This is a genomic window from Polaromonas sp. P4_H1 (genome assembly GCF_056400945.1).
Genome location: NZ_JBFUKG010000027.1, coordinates 1 through 16,583, shown reverse-complemented (window position 1 = coordinate 16,583; position 16,583 = coordinate 1). Strand labels below are relative to the sequence as shown.

The window sequence follows — 16,583 nt, the reverse complement described above, 5'->3', positions numbered from 1 at the left end:
GAGACGATTCTGGCACACCGAAGCGGGCTGGCGTGACAGGGACAGCCCTATGGCCTGACCACCCCTACCCTCTCACGCCCGCAGGCTCACCCGGACTGGAGACGGCGCAGCAGCGTTGCCGTGCTGCACGGCCAGCCGAGCCGGCCGAACCAGGCCCCGCCGGCAATGGCAGCGGCAATCACCACGCCATAAACCACCAGCGCTGCGCCCTGTGCAACAAACACCTGAACCAGGCCGCTGCCCCAGCGGATGGCCAGCCAGCCGCCAAGGGCGGCGACCACCAGACGCGCCAGGTTTCCCATCACGGGCCAGAGCAGGCGGGCCGCCCCCTGCGAGGCGAAATATAGCACGAGGCCGAGGCCGAAAAATCCATAGAGCGGCCCGACCGCGCGCAGGTAAAGCGTTCCGGCCTCGAGCATGGCCGGGTCGTTGCCGAACAGCGAAAGCCAGGCCCGCGGAAATGCAGCCGCAGCCAGACCAATCGATTCGGTCAGCGCAAAGGCAATGGCCGCGCCTGTCCAGGCCGCCCGCAATGCGCGTTCATGCTGGCCCGCCCCCATGCAGGTGCCCACCATCGCGACCAGCGGCGCACCCAGGCCAAAAACCAGGGGTACCAGCAAATACTCCAGGCGTGACGCCGTTCCGTAGCCGGCAATGGCTGCAGACCCAAAGCCGCCTGCCAGAGATGTCGCGACCGCAATCGACAGATTGGTCGCGGCGGTGGAAACGGAACCAATCAGGCCAATGCGCAAAATGTCCCGGAAAAGGGGCCAGCGCAACTGGACGTTTTGGAAAAAAGGTTTGAGCAGGCTGCGGCTCGACCCCAGGTACACAAGCAGCGCGATGCTGCCGGCGAGGTAATACAGCAACAGCGCAATCGCGCCCCCCGCAATGCCCAGCGCCGGAACCGGACCCCAGCCAAAAATCAGCAAGGGCGACAGCGGCACCAGCGCCAGAACGCCCGCGACCGTGACGTTGGCGGGCACGGCCATGTTGCCGGTACCGCGTATGACCGCCGCCAGCGAGTTGAACAGCCATACCAGCACCGCGCCGGTGAACACCCAGTTTGAATAGGTCAGCGCCGCCTGCAGCGAAGCGCCGCTGCCGCCCATCTGCACATACAGCCAGCGGCCGCCCAGCAACAGGCACAGGCTGAAGGCCAGGCCAAAACCCAGCGCGATCACCACGGCGTGCAATACCAGCGCATTGGCATCATCGCGCCTGTTGGCGCCCAGCGCCCGCGCCACCGACGAGGCGATGCCCCCGCCCATCGCACCGGCCGAGGTCATCTGCATCAGCATCACGAGGGGAAACACCAGAGCCATGCCGGCCAGCGCATCGGTGCCCAGTTTTCCAACAAACCAGGTTTCGATCAGGCCCACCGCAGCCTGCGCGACCATCACCAGCACATTGGGCGCGGCAAGGCGCAGCAGCGTGGGGCCAATCGGCGCTTCCAGCAGGAGGCGCGTACGCTGGTCAATGCCTGCCGTGTTGCCTGTCATGCCGTTCCCGCTTCAAACCATTAGCAAACCACGAAAAAACCACGAATCAGCTCGACCGGCGGGGCACGACCACCTTGTTGACAGAGATTTGCAGCACCTCGCCACGCTGGTTGCGTGTCTCACAGCGCACCGTGGCCATGCCGCGGTCGGGCCTGGAACGCGACGGCACAATGCCGGTGATCTCGCTCTCGACCCGCAGGACGTCCGTGGCGCGTGTGGGCCGGGGCCAGCTAAGTTCGACGCCGGCACCCACGATGCCGCCGGCAATCGGCAAGCCGCCGGTCACCAGCAAACGCATGGTCACGGCAGCGGTATGCCAGCCGCTGGCGGCCAGCCCGCCAAACAGCGTGGCCTTCGCCGCCTCCTCATCGAGATGAAAGGACTGCGGATCGAACTGCGTGGCAAAAGCCTTGATCTGCGCCTCGTCCATGGCGTGCTCGGCACTGGTGTATTTGTCGCCCACCTGGAGGTCTTCAAGGTAGAGCACGGCTGAAGAAGAGGCGTTTGTCATGGGGTCTATTCCTATTCCTATTCCTGATTGCGTCATGGCGTCAAAACGTCATGGCCTGATGGGTTGAGAGCGCGGTGGTCAGGCTGCCGCAGGCACGGCGCGGCGCGGCAGACCGGCTTCGCGGATCGGCAGGTTCACCAGCGCAGCGCCAGCGGCCAGCACAATGTCGATGTACCAGACCCAGTCGTAGCTGCCGGTCACCTGAAACACATAACCGCCGAGATAGGCGCCGAGAAACCCGCCGACCTGGTGCGCCAGCATCACCACGCCAAACAGCATGGCCATGTTGGAGGTGCCAAACATCTTGGCGACCAACCCTGCCGTTGGCGGAACCGTCGAGAGAAAAGTCACCCCCATGACGGCCGCAAAGACCAGCATGACGGCCGGCGTTTTGGGCGCCAGCAGGAAGGCCAGCACGGCCAGACCACGCGTGGTGTACAGCAGGGCCAGCAGCGACTTCATGCGCCAGCGGCCGACAGCCCAACCCATCGCCAGGCTGCCGACGATATTGAACAGGCCGATCATCGCGAGCGCCCAGCCGCCCACCTCGGGCGGCAGGCCGCAGGCCGCCACCACGCCCGGCAGGTGCGTGGCCAGGAAGGCGACGTGAAAACCGCACACCAGAAAACCCAGGCTGAGATAGAGGTAGCTGGGCGTGGCCAGCGCCTGGCCGATCGCCTGGCGGGCGCTGAGTGCCTTGGTGCCCGATGCCGCTGCGGCCTGCGCCGCCAGGGCTTTCGAGTTGCCCTTGAGCGTCCACACCGCCGGCAGCGCCAGCAGCACCAGCACGCCAAGCCATTGCATCGCGCTGGCCCAGCCCACAGCGGCCGTCAGGCCAATGGCGATGGGCGCCATGGCGAACTGGCCGAAGGAGCCGCCGGCATTGACGATGCCGGTGGCCAGACCCCGTTTTTCAGGTGGCACCAGGCGCGTGCTCGCGGCCATCAGGACCGACGGACCGGCCATGCCGGCGCCGCCCGCGGCCAGTACGCCGATGGCAAAAATCAGGCCGGCCGTGCTGGTCATGAGCGGTGTGATGAAGGTGCCCACGGCGACCAGCAGCACGCCGATGAAAATCACGCGGCCGGTGCCGATGCGGTCGGCCACGGCGCCGGCAAAGGGCTGTGTCAGGCCCCACCAGAGCTGGCCGAAGGCAAAGGCCAGGCTGATGCTGCCAATGCCCAATGCGGTCGACGTGTTGAGCGCCGACAGGAACAGCCCCATGGTCTGACGCACGCCCATAGTGAGGGCAAAGACGCCGCCGGCTGCCAGCAACACCAGCCAGAGTGCGCCCTTGCGCGGGCCAGCGGTTTGGGGCTTATTCATCATCGGTTCCTGGTTCAGGTTTAGCTTCATGTTCAGCGGGGGACAGGAGTTCAAGCGATTCATTGATCAGCCTGTGCAAGGCCAGCACACGTTCGGCGCCCAGCCGCCGGTTCAGGCCTTCCTGCGCGACCTTCCAGCGCAGGCGGGCCTCTTCACGTTTGGTGCGACCTGCCGGCGTGATGGCCACAATGCGGCTGCGCGCATCGGTGCCCGCAGCCAGCTCAACCCAGCCCGCGTCAATCAGCGGCTTGAGGTTGCGTGTGAGGGTGGAGGCACTGAACTTCATGCTCTGCGCCAGTTCACCGGGACGCAGGGGGCCCAGCTTCAAAACATGGCTCAGCAGCGAATACTGTGTGGTCTTGAGCCCCGCCTTGGCCATTTCAAGGTCATAGTGGTGAGCCACGCGCCGCATCAACTGGCGCAGCCTCAGGTTGGTGCAACCCTGGGCCTTCAGCTCGGCTTCCACTGACTCCATTGACAGGGATGATTTATCGCTCATAATTTAATTGTACCTACAATCATTGCATATACAAATTAAATGAACACAAAGACCCCGCAGGACACGTTGACACAATGGCTGGAACAAAGCGCAGCAGTGCGCGCCCGCATGCTGGCGGGCGGTGGCAAGCCAGGCCTTGCCGGCCCCGAACAGGTGGCGGGCAAAACCGGCATGGAGGTGATGCAGGCCATGCTGGCCGGTGAGTTTCCCTACCCCCACATTGCCGAAACGCTGGACTTTGCGCTGATTGAGGTAGAGCCCGGCAAAGCCATCTTCCAGGGAACACCGCAACTCAAACACTACAACCCGCTGGGTACTGTGCATGGCGGCTGGTACGCCACGCTGCTCGATTCAGCCGTGGGCTGCGCCGTGCACTCCATGCTGCCCGCGGGCCGGGCCTACACGACGGCGGAGTTGAGCATCAACATTGTGCGGGCAGCGTCGCACCAATCCGGGCCGCTGCGCGCCATCGGCACTGTCATCCACTGCGGCCGGCAACTGGCCACGGCCGAGGGCCGCATCGTCGGGCCGGATGGCAAGCTGTATGCGCATGCCACGACAACCTGCCTGGTATTTGAGGTGCCGGCGCGGGCATAAGCGCAGCTTGGCGAGACGAGGTGCGGCGCGGCTGATCAGGTGAGCGCTGAATGGGTCTGGAGCCGTCGGGAGCCGCGACCCACCGGGCAAAAGAAACTCAGCAGTTCCTCAAAGTTCCTCAGGCGCTCAACTTGCCCGGGTCAGGTTTCAGCCTTTCCAGGAAGGGCGCCAGCAGATCCAGGGGTAGCGGGAAAACGATGGTCGTATTCTTGTCAGCACCAATGACCGTCAGCGTTTCCAGATAGCGCAACTGGATTGCCTGCGGCTCCTGCGCAAGGATTTTGGCCGCCTGGAACAGCTTCTCGGAAGCCTGCAGTTCACCCTCGGCGTGTATCACCTTGGCGCGGCGCTCGCGCTCCGCTTCCGCCTGTCGCGCGATCGCCCGGATCATGGACTCTGTCAGGTCGACCTGCTTGATCTCGACATTGCTGACCTTGATGCCCCAGGAGTCGGTCTGCGCATCGAGCGCCAGCTGGACGTCCATGTTCAGCTTCTCCCGCTCAGCCAGCATGTCGTCGAGCTGGTGCTTTCCCAGCACCGACCGCAACATGGTCTGGGCAAGCTGGCTGGTGGCATTGAGGTAATCCACGACCTGGATGATGGCCTTTTGCGGGTCGATGACGCGCAGGTAAACGACCGCGCTGACCTTGACCGACACGTTGTCGCGCGAGATGACGTCCTGGGTCGGAACTTCCAGCACCACGGTGCGCAGGTCCACCCGCACCACCTGCTGGATGATCGGGATGATGATGACCAGGCCCGGCCCCTTGACCTGCCAGAAACGCCCGAGGGTAAAGACAACGCCGCGCTCGTACTCGCGGAAGATGCGCACCGCCTGAAACAAAAAAGCGATGACCAGGAGTACAGCAAGGGCACCGCCCAGCCAGCCAAATCCGATGTTCATTTTGTTTCTCCTTCAGGGCGGGTGGGCTCGACGGTCAGCACCAGCCCGTTGATGCCAACCACTTTGACTGTCTGGCCGATTCCGAGTGGCGCGTTCGCGTGTACCTTCCACACTTCGCCATGGACCCGCGCGAACACGCCGCCTTCGGTGCTGGCAAGAACCTCTCCGCTCGCGCCGAGCATCTGCTCGCGGCCGCTCACCACCGGCCGCTGACGCGCACGCATGGCGAAGTTCAACACGACGAGGAGGAAGCCGATGCTCACCGCGGTCACGCCCGCAATGAGTTGCCAGGGGATGCGGTAGCCGGGCACATCGGTGTCTATCAGCATGATCGAGCCCATCACGAAGGCCACGACGCCCCCCATTCCCAAAACGCCGAAGCCCGGCGCAGAATGCTCCGCGATGAGGAGGCCGACACCCAGCACGATCAGTGCGAGGCCGGTATAGCTGACCGGCAGCAACTGCAAGGCGAACAGCGCCACCAGCAGGCAGATGCCGCCAATGACGCCCGGTAGCACGAGACCCGGGTTATAGAACTCGAACAGCAAGCCATAGAGGCCCAGCATGAGCAGCAGATAGGCAATGCCCGGATCCGTGATGACGACCAGCAGCCGGGTGCGCCAATCCGGCTGGTATTCGATGATCGTGGCGGTTCCGGTGGCGAGCCGTCTTTCCTGGCCCAGCATCGGGATCTTCCGGCCGTCGAGTTGCTTGAGCAACTGTGGAAGGTCGGCTGCGATCACATCGATGACATTCAACTTGAGCGCCTCCTCCGCGGACAGGCTGACCGCCTCGCGCACCGCCTTGTCGGCCCAGTCGGCATTGCGGCCGCGCAGTTGCGCGAGCCCGCGTATGTACGCTGCGGCATCGCTCGTCTGCTTGCGCGTCATGGTGGATGGGGCGTCGGAGGCGCGGTCGCGCTCCTTCTCGGCCTTGTCCTTGGTCGCACCAGGCTCGCGCGGTTCGGACTGTGGCCCGATGCTCACCGGCGTCGCCGCGCCCAGGTTGGTCGCGGGCGCCATGGCGGCGATATGGCTCGCGTACAGGATATAAGTGCCGGCACTTGCGGCGCGTGCGCCGTTCGGTGTCACGTAGCTGGCGACTGGAACCGGCGAAGCGAGAATGTCCTTGATGATCGCGCGCATCGAGAGGTCAAGGCCGCCCGGCGTATCCATTTTGAGCACGACGAGCTGCGCCTTGAGCTCGACCGCTTTCGCCAGGCCGCGCTGCACGTAGTCGGCGTTGGCGGGTCCGATGGCCCCGCTCTGCGTCAGGACAACAACAGGGGCAGCCGGCTGTGCAACAGCCAGTGACGACCAGAGGATCAACAACAGCGCGATGGTCCGCATCAATCCGCCTCCGGGCCAGCAGCCCATTCAACGAACCTGTATAGCTAACTGTGCCACAAATCGCGCCATCGAGACAGACAAAAGAAGGGGGGCAAAAGCGGGGAAAGCGGCGAAGAGCGGCTTTCCGAAGGTCTGCCGGACGACCGCGGCCAACCACTCCAGGGTGCAGGACACCCCCTGCAAACTTCTCCCGCAAGCGGGATAATCCGCGCATGCGACTACTCCACACCATGCTGCGCGTTGGCAATCTCCAGCGCTCCATCGACTTCTACACCCAGGTGCTCGGCATGAAGCTGCTGCGCACCTCCGAAAACCCGGAATACAAGTACAGCCTGGCCTTCGTCGGCTATGAGGGCAACCCGGCGCAAGCCGAAATTGAACTGACCTACAACTGGGGCACCGACAGCTACGAGCTGGGCACGGCCTATGGCCATATTGCACTGGGCGTGCCGGACGCTTACGCGGCCTGCGAGAAGATCAAGGCGGCGGGCGGCAATGTCACGCGCGAGGCCGGCCCCGTCAAGGGCGGCAAGACGGTGATTGCCTTTGTGACCGACCCGGACGGCTACAAGATTGAGTTGATCCAGCGCGCCGAAGATGGCGGCGGTGCCGGTTTGCGCTGAGGCTCGCAAGAGCTGTACCTTTTATAGCTCCTTGCGTCCATTTTTATTGGGCCTTCACAGCTAAAGGCCGATTTCGCGCATGAACGCCCAGGCTTGAGCGTTCCCCGGCTCAGGCGGCCTGCCGCTGCAACTGGCAGGCCTGCTGCGCCAATGCCGTGATCTGTGCCCAGTCGCCACGCGCCAGCGCGTCCGCTGGCGTGAGCCAGGAGCCGCCGACACAGACCACATTGGGCAACGCCAGAAACTCCGCGGCGTTGGCGGTCGAGACGCCGCCGGTCGGGCAAAACTTCACATCGCCAAACGGGCCGCCCCAGGCCTTGAGCATGGCTGGGCCGCCTGCCTGCAAGGCCGGGAAAAACTTGAGCTCGGTCAGCCCGTCTTCCTGCGCCATCATGATCTCGCTGCCGGTCGCCACGCCGGGCAGCAGGGGCAAGCCGGCATCGCGGCAGGCCTGGCCCACGGCATGGGTGTAGCCCGGGCTCACGGCAAAGCGGGCGCCGGCCATGGCGCAGGCCTGCGCGTCGGCGGCGCTGCGCACCGTGCCGGCGCCGGCCACAGCTTCGGGCACGTCGCGCGCAATGGCCTCAATGCAGGCCAGCGCCTGTGGCGTGCGCAAGGTCACTTCCAGCATGCGGATGCCGCCCGCCACCAGCGCCCGCGCCAGCAGCACGGCCTGGTTGACATCGGTCAGCACAATCACGGGAATCACGGGCGCGTCCCGCATGACCTGCAAGGCCGTCAGCTTTCCGCTGAGATCCAGATTTACATCCACGATAAAGCTCCTTCTTCCGCCGTCAGGGCATGGCGGCGCATGCCGGTAAATAATTCGCGGCCCAGGCCGATGCCGTTGTCCCTGCGCAAGGCAGGCGGCATGGTGTCGACCTGGCGTGCCGCCCATTCTGCTTCAGGCACGAGAACCTGCAACTCGCCGGTGACCGAATCGAGCCGGATCATGTCGCCATCACGCACCTTGGCCAGCGGTCCGCCCGCGGCGGCCTCGGGCGACACGTGGATGGCCGCCGGCACCTTGCCCGAGGCACCGCTCATGCGGCCATCGGTGACCAGCGCCACCCGGAACCCCTTGCCTTGCAACACCGCCAGCGGCGGCGTGAGCTTGTGCAGTTCCGGCATGCCATTGGCCTGCGGGCCTTGCCAGCGCACCACGCACACCACGTCGCGATCCAGTTCCCGGGCATTGAAAGCGGCGTGCAAGGCTTCCTGCGAATCGAACACGCGGGCGGGTGCTTCAATCACGTGCCGGTCATCGGGGACGGCGGAGACCTTGATCACGCTGCGGCCCAGGTTGCCCTGCAGCAACTTGAGTCCGCCGCTGGGACTGAACGGCTTGCCGGCAGAACGCACAATCGACTCATCTTTCGAAGCGCCGATTTCATGCCAGCCCAGCGAAGCCCCGGCCAACGCCGGTTCACGCGTGTATTCGCGGATACCGCCCTCGCGCACCGTCAACACGTCCTCATGCATCAGGCCGGCGTCCAGCAGTTCGCGAATGATCAGCCCGGGGCCGCCTGCCGCCTGGAACTGGTTCACGTCGGCGCTGCCGTTGGGGTAGACATGCGCCAGCGTCGGCACCACATCGGACAAGTCGGAAAAATCATTCCAGTCAATCACGATTCCGGCCGAGTGGGCCACCGCGACCCAGTGAATCAGGTGGTTGGTGGAGCCGCCCGTGGCGAGCAGGGCCACCATGGCGTTGACGATGGCCCGTTCATCGACGATCTGGCCGATGGGCGCAAAGCGTTTGGACTTGGTGATGCCCAGCACCGTGCGGGCCGCCTCCCGGGTGAGCTGCTCGCGCAGATCGTTGCCCGGGTTGACAAATGCGGTGCCGGGCACATGCAGGCCCATGGCTTCGAGCAGCAGCTGATTGCTGTTGGCCGTGCCGTAAAACGTGCAGGTGCCGGGGCTGTGATACGACTTGAGTTCGGCTTCAAGCAGGCCTTCGCGACCCACCAGTCCCTGCGCGGCCAGTTCGCGCACGCGGGCTTTTTCCTTGTTGGGCAGCCCCGTGGTCATGGGGCCTGCCGGCACAAACACGGTCGGTAAATGACCGAAATGCAAGGCGCCGATCAGCAGGCCCGGCACGATCTTGTCGCACACGCCGAGCATCAGCGCCGCGTCAAACATGTCGTGCGACAGCGCCACGGCGGTGGCCATGGCAATCACATCGCGGCTGAACAGGCTGAGCTCCATGCCGGGCGTGCCCTGCGTGACACCGTCGCACATCGCGGGTACGCCGCCGGCCACCTGCGCCGTTGCGCCCAGCTTGCGCGCCTCGTCCTTGATCAGGGCGGGGTAGCCCTGCAGGGGCGCATGCGCCGACAGCATGTCGTTGTAGGCGGTGACGATCCCGATGTTGGGCGCCTTATGGGTGACCACCTTGAAGCGGTCGTCCAGCGGAATGCCCGCCACCGCATGCGCCACATTGGCGCAACCCATGCGGTCGACGCCCGGATCACGACCGGCCGCCACCTGCAACTGCTGCAGGTAAGCACTGCGCGTGGGGCGGCTGCGCTCGACAATGCGGGCCGTGATGCGGGAAATTGTGGAATGAAGAACCATGCGTTGCACCTTAGGTCATGTAACTTTATTACGGACTCTATGGTAACGGGTTACCGACGCTTTTGACACCCTTGTGGTTACCGTGTGGTTACCAAAACGGGACCCCGAAGATGACTGACAGGCCAACTCAAAGGCCCCAGGCACAGCGCTTGTCCGGCTGTTTTTTACCGGCGAGCCCGATGTCTGCCGAGCGATCGCAGGGCTCTTGCAAGGGCTCTCGCAGAACGCTTGCAAGACGCCCAGTCACCTATTGAATGCTGATTTCGACACGCCGGGCGTCGGCATCGCTTCCGCTGCCGGCCATTTGCTCGGGCTTTTTCAGCTCGATCTGCCGCTCGGCAACACCCGCAGCCTTCAGGGCGTCCCGCACCGCGAGGGCGCGCTGCCGGGCCAGGCTGACATTTTTTGTCGTGTCGCCGGTGGCATCATGAAACCCGGCAATGACCAGCCTGCGGCCGGACTTTGCGGCTTTGACCAGATCAGCCATGGCGTCGCCAGCGCCTGCGGCAAGGTCTGCCTTGCCGGACGCGAAGTAAAACTTCACGACTCCGTATTCAACCTTGACGCTGGCTGCATCAGCGGCCGCCTGCGCGGCGCTGCGGCTGATCTCTGCCGGCGCCGCGCTGCCGACATCCGGTGGTACGGCGTCGGGCACAGCGTCGGGCACGACCATGGGGACGGCGATGGCGGAAGGCGCAGGGGCAGGAACACCGCGCGGGTCAACGCGAAGGCCGATCACCACGGCCATCAGCAAGGCAATCACCAGCGCCACCAGGCCAAAGACGACCGTCAACACCAGGCCCAACTGGCCGTCATCGTCCTGAGAAAACATCCACTCACTCCCGTCACACAAAAACTCGGACCATTGTAAAGTGTGGGTCGTGGCAGACTCCGCAAAATCAATCAGCTTTCCGCACCCTTCCCCCTCACGCAATCCGGCCCACATGCTGGAAACCGTGATACGCGAATGGGGTGGCCACACCGACCTCTGGATCTTTGCCTATGCATCGCTGATCTGGCGGCCCGAATTCGAATTTGCGGAAGAGCGTTTTGCCACCATCCATGGCTACCACCGCGCGCTGAAAATGTGGAGCAACCTGAACCGCGGCACACCCGAGTGCCCGGGCCTCGTATTTGGGCTGCTGCATGGTGGCAGCTGCAAGGGCGTGGCGTTTCGCATTCCGCAGGCGAGCGTGACTGCAGCCCTGCCCGCCTTGTGGGAGAGGGAAATGCCCAACGGCGTGTACGACCCCAAATGGCTGCGCTGCCAGACGGCACTGGGCGATGTGCGGGCCCTGGCGTTCACGCTGTCAAAGCGCAGCCCCAGCCACACCGGCGTGCTCACTGAAGACACCTATCGGCAGATTTTTTCAGACTCCTGCGGCCGCTACGGCACGACCCGCGACTACGCCCAATTGACGTACGACAAGCTGCGCACCCTGGGCATTCACGACCACGCACTCGGAAAACTGTTGCAACTCGCCAGTTGAAGCCCGCGCACGCCGCCACAAATGAAATGAGTTAAGGGAAATTAGCCCCCTCGGGGGCAGCGAGCTACACGCAGTGAGCGAGCGTGGGGGCTCTTCACCCCAGCAGGGGCCGCGGGACTGGCTTTGCCAGACCGCAGGCGCAGCGGCCCCCTCGGGGGGCAGCGCAGCACACGAAGTGGCAAGCGTGGGGGCAATGTTGCCAGCAGTGGCATTGCCGCTTAAAGTAGGACCCACACCTTCCCCGCCAGCTTGACCGTCACCTCACCAAACACCAGGAAAAAAACACCATGAAATCCCGTTTGACACTGCTTGCCAGCGCCCTTGTTCTGACAGCCTGCGCCTCGATGACCAGCGGCCCGCGCGCCGTGGCCCAGCTCCAAAGTACCACGGGCAACACCGCCACCGGCACCGTCAGCTTTACCAGGAGCGGGGACAAGGTAGTCGTGACAGGTGAAGTGCGCGGCCTCAAGCCCAACGCCGAGCACGGCTTTCACGTGCATGAAAAAGGTGACTGTTCCAGCGGCGACGGCATGAGCACGGGCGGCCATTTCAACCCCGATGGCAAGCCCCACGGCAGTCATTCAGACATGGCCCACCATGCAGGCGATTTGCCCAGCCTGAAAGCGGATGCCAGTGGCGTGGCGAAATTCAGCTTTGAATCGACCTCCATCGCGGTGGGCAGCGGCCCCAGCGACGTGACGGGCCGCGGGCTGATTGTTCACCGTGATCCGGACGACTACAAAACCCAGCCCACCGGCAACGCCGGCCCACGGCTGGCGTGCGCTGTGATCACGCGGGTCTGAACTTTTCGGGCCGCTTCAGCGCTGGCCGAGCAGCATTTCGGCGCGGCGCAAGTCTTCCAGCGTGTCGATGTCGGTGACCGTGCCGGGATCAACTACGTCGATAAACGCTACAGAATTGACAGCCTCCTGCGCGCGTACGACCGAAGCCGCACCCTGGTCTCCCTTTAAAGCCAAAAGGCCGGCTCGGCACGTGGCCGAGAAACCAACCGGGTGGCCGCGCACCCCGTTGAACACCGGAATCACCACCGCGCGCTGCGCCAGCATTTCAGCAACAGCCCTCAGCGTGGCGCCCTGCACCAGCGGCAAATCGGCCGGCAGAATCAGCCAGCCCGAAGCCCTGGACGTGGCCCGCACGGCCGCTGCAATCGAGTCGCCCATGCCGGGATGGCCCGCATTTTCAAGATGCCAGGGCAGCCCGCTGGCAGCCACGGCATCCAGCGTGTGCTGCAGCACCGGCTTGCCCGCCAGCAGCGCCTGCAGCTTGTGCGTGCTGCCGCCGGACGCGATGAAGCGCTCTCCCCGGCCCGAAGCCAGCACCAGCACCGTGGGGCCGCCGCGCTCCATCACGCCAGCTTGAAAGGCAGCTCGCGCGGCGCGGGCTTGCCCGTAAGCCTGGCGATTGCGTTGGCAAATGCCGGGGCCAGCGGCGGCAAGCCGGGCTCGCCCAGGCCCGTGGGCGCATCGGCGCTGGGCACGATAAACACCGCCACCGTGGGCATGTCGGTGATACGCGGCACCGGGAAGTCGCCGAAATTGCTTTGCTCCACCACACCATCCTTCAACGTGATGGCAGCGCCCGGCAGGCACATCGACAGACCCATCAGCGCCCCGCCCTGAATCTGCGCTTCGATGCTGGTCGGGTTGATGGCAAGGTTGCAGTGCACCCCGGCCGTGATGCTGTGCAACACCGGCGTCTTGTCCTTGACTGAGGCTTCGACCACATAGGCCACCACGGTGTTGAAGGACTCGTGGACCGCTACGCCCCAAGCGCGTCCGGCGGTCAGCGTGCGTTTGCCGTAGCCGGACTTGCTCACCGCCAGCTGCAATGCAGCGGTATGGCGCGGGTGCTTGGTGCCGAACTGCTTGAGGCGGTAGGCCACCGGATCCTGGCCCGTGCTGCGGGCGATCTCGTCAATCAATGTTTCCATCACATAAGCGGTGTGGGTGGAACCGACACTGCGCCACCACAGCACCGGCACGTTCAGCTTGGGGTGGTGCACCGACAGCCGCATCGGAATCTCGTAGGGCTCCTTCATGCCCTCGACCATGGTGCCGTCCACGCCGTCCTTGACCATGAAGCTCTCGAAGGGCGTGCCCCCCAGGATGGACTGGCCGACGATCACGTGGTCCCAGGCCAGGATGTCGCCCTGCGCGTCGAAACCAATCTCGGCGCGGTGCAGGTGCATGGGGCGGTAGTAACCGCCCTTGATATCGTCCTCGCGGCTCCACAGGGTGCGCACCGCAGCCGTCAGCCCGGCACCGCGCGCGGCCTTCGCGACATTGCAGGCTTCGACCACGTAGTCGCTGCTCGCAATCGCCCGGCGGCCGAAGCCGCCGCCGGCCATCTGCACGTTCATCTTCACGTTTTGCGGGGTCACACCCAGCACCTTGGACGCAGCCAGCGTATCCAGGCCCGGCATCTGCGTGCCCAGCCAGAGCTCGGCCTTGGCGTCTGCGCCCTGCCCGCTGAGCTGCACCGTGCAGTTCAGCGGCTCCATGGGTGCATGGGCCAGGTAGGGAAACACAAACTCGGCGCTGATTTTTTTCGGTGCCGCGGCCAGCTTGCTGACGTCGGCGTCGTATTTGAGCGTGCCGGTTTTCTGCGCCAGCGCGCGGTAGCTGGTGAGTTGCTGCGCGCTGTCCACTTTTTCGACGCCGCTGGTGTCCCAGTCGACCTTGAGCGCATCTCGGCCCCGCTTGGCGGCCCAGTAGCCTTCCGCCACCACCGCCACGCCTTCGCCGCCACGGTCCAGCGGCACACGCAGCACTGCCTTCACGCCGGGGATGGCCCGGGCCGCCGCATCGTCGAGCGATTTGACCTTGCCGGCAAACACCGGCGGATGAGCCACCACCGCCGTCAACATGCCGGGCAGGCGCACGTCGATGCCGTAGCTTTGGCCGCCGCTGGATTTGGCGCGCGCGTCCAGCCGGCCCGTGGGCTTGCCAATAATGCGGAACTGTTTGGGGTCCTTGAGCGTGACCGCCTCCGGCACCGGCAGCTTCATGGCCGCTTCGGCCAGCTCGCCATACGTCAGGCGCTTGCCGCCAGGGCCTATCACCACGCCCTGCTGGGTGCGCAGGCTGCCTGCATCGACGCCCCATTGCGCGGCGGCCGCCGAGACCAGCATGGCGCGGGTGCGGGCGCCGAGCTCGCGATACTGCGTGTAGGAGTTCTTGATCGAGCCTGATCCGCCCGTGAGGTGCATGCCGAACGCCGGGTCCACATAGGCGGGGTCGGCATTGCCGTGCTGACTCTTCACCAGGCGCCAGTCCGCATCGAGCTCCTCGGCCAGGATCATGGGCAAACCGGTTTGCACGCCCTGCCCGAACTCCAGCCGGTTGATGGTGACGGTCACCGTGCCGTCCCGGTCGATGCGTACAAAGGCCGAAGGCTGCTGGGTCGGTTTCAGGCTGGACGCCGCAGCCGGCGCGCCGGCTGTCGCCATGGTTTGCGCCTGCGCCAGCAACGGAAAAGCCCCCAGCGCAAAGCCGCTGGTGGTCGCAACCTTGAGGAAGCTGCGGCGCTGCAAGGCCGCGCTTGCGATGCTTTCAGTGGCGTCTTGCGCCTTGTGCATCAGGGCCTGAAGGCCTTTTGGCAATTGCCCGGCGATGTCGAAGGTGTCTGTTGAGTTGGAATACATGGTGTTCTCCTTCAAGCCAGGGCCAAAGCGGCGTCTTTGATGGCGGCACGAATGCGCACATAGGTGCCGCAGCGGCAGATGTTGCCGGCCATGGCAGCGTCGATGTCTGCGTTGGTCGGCTTGGCCTTGGCCTTGAGCAGGGCGGTGGCGCTCATGACCTGGCCGCTCTGGCAATAGCCGCACTGGGCTACGTCGTGCTTCACCCAGGCCTCCTGCACGGCCTTGCCTACGCGGTCGGCAGCCACTGCTTCGATGGTGGTGATTTTCTGGCCCACGGCCGCCGATATCGGCGTCACGCAGGAGCGGATAGCCGCGCCGTTGAGGTGCACGGTGCAGGCGCCGCACAGTGCGGCACCGCAGCCGAACTTGGTGCCCGTCATGCCCAGCGTGTCACGCAGGGCCCAGAGGATGGGGGTGGACTCGTCGGCATTGACGGGGACGTCCTTGCCATTGATATTGAGGGTGGGCATCGTGGAGCTCCTTGCGGGTTGAAAGTAAGAAGAGAATTCGAAAAAGAAGTCAAAAGGGAGTCGGCGAATTACTTGACGAATTACTTGACGAATTTATATTCGCTTAAATCTGGGTTTTATCAAAAAAACTTGGCCTACGGACAGCAGGGGTATTAGGTTTTCGAGCGATTCACGCCTTGATGGCGTCCCAGCACAGGGTGAAGGCCGCTTGGTGCACGGCCTCGTCGTCGGGCAGCACCTGGGTGCGTATCAGATTGGCGGTTTCCCGCACCGAACCCACCAGACTGGCTGTCAGCAAAGGCAAGGGCACGGGCTTGAGGATCTCCTGCTTCTGGCCTTCTTCCATCAGCGCCAGAAAGCCCGCGGCCAGCCGGGTCGACAGTTCACGGTTGCCTTGGGTGAACCACGGGGAGTTGTAGTACTGCTCCTGGAACACCACCTCCGCGTAGCGCTCCAGCCGGTGCCGCAGCAGGTTGCCCCAGATAAGCCGCACCCGGCTGCGCAGCGAAGCACCGGGCTCGACACCCGCCATCAGGCGCTGCACGGTCGCGGTCTTGGCCTCTTCGTAGAGTTGGCTGATCAGCTCGTCCTTGGACGGGTAGTAGACGTAAAGCGTGCTCGTGGCGATGCCGGCCGTACGGGCAATGTCGGCCATGGTCAGGCCGCTCAGGCCGGTCTGGGCCACCAGGTTGAAGGTGGCTTCAGCGATGGCACGCTGCTTTTCATCGTCTTTGGGTTTCATGTCAGGTCGAAATATAGCCGAATATTAATTCGCTTTCAAGCACCCTCAAACAGACCCTTAAATAGCCCCCTTAAATAGAATGGCACTTACTTTGGCTCATAGGCATGACCATGCCTCTGGACGTGTCGGCGAGCCTGGTCGCGGGGCACCTTCAACCAGGGGTAGGGTTTGGGCCTTCGTTTTCGCATTCGCGGCTCGATGCGTCCGGGTCGATGGCCGACCCTGCATTGTGCGATCAACGTGAATAGCCGCCCGCAATCCTTCGTGGCCGAGAGGCCTCGCGAGACCCACTCTGTCCACAGTTGCACCGTGTGCTTGAAGCTCAG

General features: G+C 64.5%; 17 protein-coding genes and 1 pseudogene. 4 read left to right on the top strand and 14 right to left on the bottom strand.

Annotation, left to right across the window (positions count from 1 at the left end; translation table 11 throughout):
• Positions 1-86: 86 nt before the first annotated feature.
• From AC1DS5_RS24090 to AC1DS5_RS24075, 4 genes are all read right to left on the bottom strand, one after another.
• Positions 87-1,502 carry an MATE family efflux transporter gene (locus tag AC1DS5_RS24090; RefSeq protein WP_477720766.1) on the bottom strand — a complete coding sequence of 472 codons (1,416 nt, stop codon included), beginning with the start codon at positions 1,500-1,502 and terminating at the stop codon, positions 87-89.
• 46 nt (positions 1,503-1,548) lie between these two features.
• Complete coding sequence (locus AC1DS5_RS24085) at positions 1,549-2,013, bottom strand: MaoC family dehydratase (RefSeq protein ID WP_477720765.1); 465 nt, start codon at positions 2,011-2,013, stop codon at positions 1,549-1,551.
• A 78-nt stretch (positions 2,014-2,091) separates the two neighbouring features.
• Complete coding sequence (locus AC1DS5_RS24080; RefSeq protein WP_477720764.1) at positions 2,092-3,339, bottom strand: MFS transporter; 1,248 nt, start codon at positions 3,337-3,339, stop codon at positions 2,092-2,094.
• Positions 3,332-3,838, bottom strand: a complete 507-nt coding sequence (locus AC1DS5_RS24075; RefSeq protein ID WP_477720763.1) for a MarR family winged helix-turn-helix transcriptional regulator — start codon at positions 3,836-3,838, stop codon at positions 3,332-3,334. Before AC1DS5_RS24075 ends, AC1DS5_RS24080 begins: the two co-directional genes overlap by 8 nt.
• 39 nt (positions 3,839-3,877) lie before the next feature.
• On the opposite strand from AC1DS5_RS24075, the gene AC1DS5_RS24070 reads away from it, so the two are divergent.
• Positions 3,878-4,435: a PaaI family thioesterase gene (locus AC1DS5_RS24070; RefSeq protein WP_477720762.1), complete on the top strand. Its 558-nt coding sequence runs from the start codon at positions 3,878-3,880 to the stop codon at positions 4,433-4,435.
• Positions 4,436-4,553: 118 nt separating this feature from the next.
• Here AC1DS5_RS24070 and AC1DS5_RS24065 read toward each other — a convergent pair whose 3' ends face one another.
• Positions 4,554-5,339, bottom strand: a complete 786-nt coding sequence (locus AC1DS5_RS24065; protein ID WP_477720761.1) for a slipin family protein — start codon at positions 5,337-5,339, stop codon at positions 4,554-4,556.
• Positions 5,336-6,688, bottom strand: coding sequence for an NfeD family protein (locus AC1DS5_RS24060; protein ID WP_477720760.1), 1,353 nt, complete (start codon positions 6,686-6,688; stop codon positions 5,336-5,338). Before AC1DS5_RS24060 ends, AC1DS5_RS24065 begins: the two co-directional genes overlap by 4 nt.
• Positions 6,689-6,900: 212 nt before the next feature.
• On the opposite strand from AC1DS5_RS24060, the gene gloA reads away from it, so the two are divergent.
• The gene (gene gloA, locus AC1DS5_RS24055; protein WP_477720759.1) at positions 6,901-7,311 is read left to right on the top strand and encodes a lactoylglutathione lyase; all 411 of its coding nucleotides are present in this window, start codon (positions 6,901-6,903) and stop codon (positions 7,309-7,311) included.
• 109 nt (positions 7,312-7,420) lie between these two features.
• Here gloA and eda read toward each other — a convergent pair whose 3' ends face one another.
• The 3 genes from eda to AC1DS5_RS24040 form a co-directional block, all read right to left on the bottom strand.
• Positions 7,421-8,083: a bifunctional 4-hydroxy-2-oxoglutarate aldolase/2-dehydro-3-deoxy-phosphogluconate aldolase gene (gene eda / locus AC1DS5_RS24050; protein WP_477720758.1), complete on the bottom strand. Its 663-nt coding sequence runs from the start codon at positions 8,081-8,083 to the stop codon at positions 7,421-7,423.
• Positions 8,074-9,891 carry a phosphogluconate dehydratase gene (gene edd / locus AC1DS5_RS24045; RefSeq protein ID WP_477720757.1) on the bottom strand — a complete coding sequence of 606 codons (1,818 nt, stop codon included), beginning with the start codon at positions 9,889-9,891 and terminating at the stop codon, positions 8,074-8,076. Before edd ends, eda begins: the two co-directional genes overlap by 10 nt.
• 247 nt (positions 9,892-10,138) lie before the next feature.
• The gene (locus tag AC1DS5_RS24040) at positions 10,139-10,723 is read right to left on the bottom strand and encodes an OmpA family protein (RefSeq protein WP_477720756.1); all 585 of its coding nucleotides are present in this window, start codon (positions 10,721-10,723) and stop codon (positions 10,139-10,141) included.
• A gap of 112 nt (positions 10,724-10,835) precedes the next feature.
• On the opposite strand from AC1DS5_RS24040, the gene AC1DS5_RS24035 reads away from it, so the two are divergent.
• Complete coding sequence (locus AC1DS5_RS24035; protein WP_477720786.1) at positions 10,836-11,381, top strand: gamma-glutamylcyclotransferase; 546 nt, start codon at positions 10,836-10,838, stop codon at positions 11,379-11,381.
• 287 nt (positions 11,382-11,668) lie between these two features.
• Positions 11,669-12,184 (top strand): superoxide dismutase family protein, encoded by a 516-nt coding sequence (locus AC1DS5_RS24030; RefSeq protein WP_477720755.1) that lies wholly within the window; start codon positions 11,669-11,671, stop codon positions 12,182-12,184.
• A gap of 15 nt (positions 12,185-12,199) precedes the next feature.
• Here AC1DS5_RS24030 and AC1DS5_RS24025 read toward each other — a convergent pair whose 3' ends face one another.
• The 5 genes and pseudogenes from AC1DS5_RS24025 to AC1DS5_RS24005 form a co-directional block, all read right to left on the bottom strand.
• On the bottom strand, positions 12,200-12,748 hold the full coding sequence (locus tag AC1DS5_RS24025) for a nucleotidyltransferase family protein (protein WP_477720754.1): 549 nt from the start codon (positions 12,746-12,748) through the stop codon (positions 12,200-12,202).
• On the bottom strand, positions 12,748-15,045 hold the full coding sequence (locus AC1DS5_RS24020) for a xanthine dehydrogenase family protein molybdopterin-binding subunit (RefSeq protein WP_477720753.1): 2,298 nt from the start codon (positions 15,043-15,045) through the stop codon (positions 12,748-12,750). Before AC1DS5_RS24020 ends, AC1DS5_RS24025 begins: the two co-directional genes overlap by 1 nt.
• Positions 15,046-15,056: 11 nt before the next feature.
• Positions 15,057-15,515 carry a (2Fe-2S)-binding protein gene (locus AC1DS5_RS24015; protein WP_477720752.1) on the bottom strand — a complete coding sequence of 153 codons (459 nt, stop codon included), beginning with the start codon at positions 15,513-15,515 and terminating at the stop codon, positions 15,057-15,059.
• A 169-nt stretch (positions 15,516-15,684) separates the two neighbouring features.
• A complete protein-coding gene (locus AC1DS5_RS24010) occupies positions 15,685-16,257 on the bottom strand; it encodes a TetR/AcrR family transcriptional regulator (protein ID WP_477720751.1) in 573 nt (190 codons plus the stop codon).
• Positions 16,258-16,343: 86 nt separating this feature from the next.
• Positions 16,344-16,583 (bottom strand): annotated as a pseudogene (locus AC1DS5_RS24005) (IS4 family transposase); the annotation flags it as partial.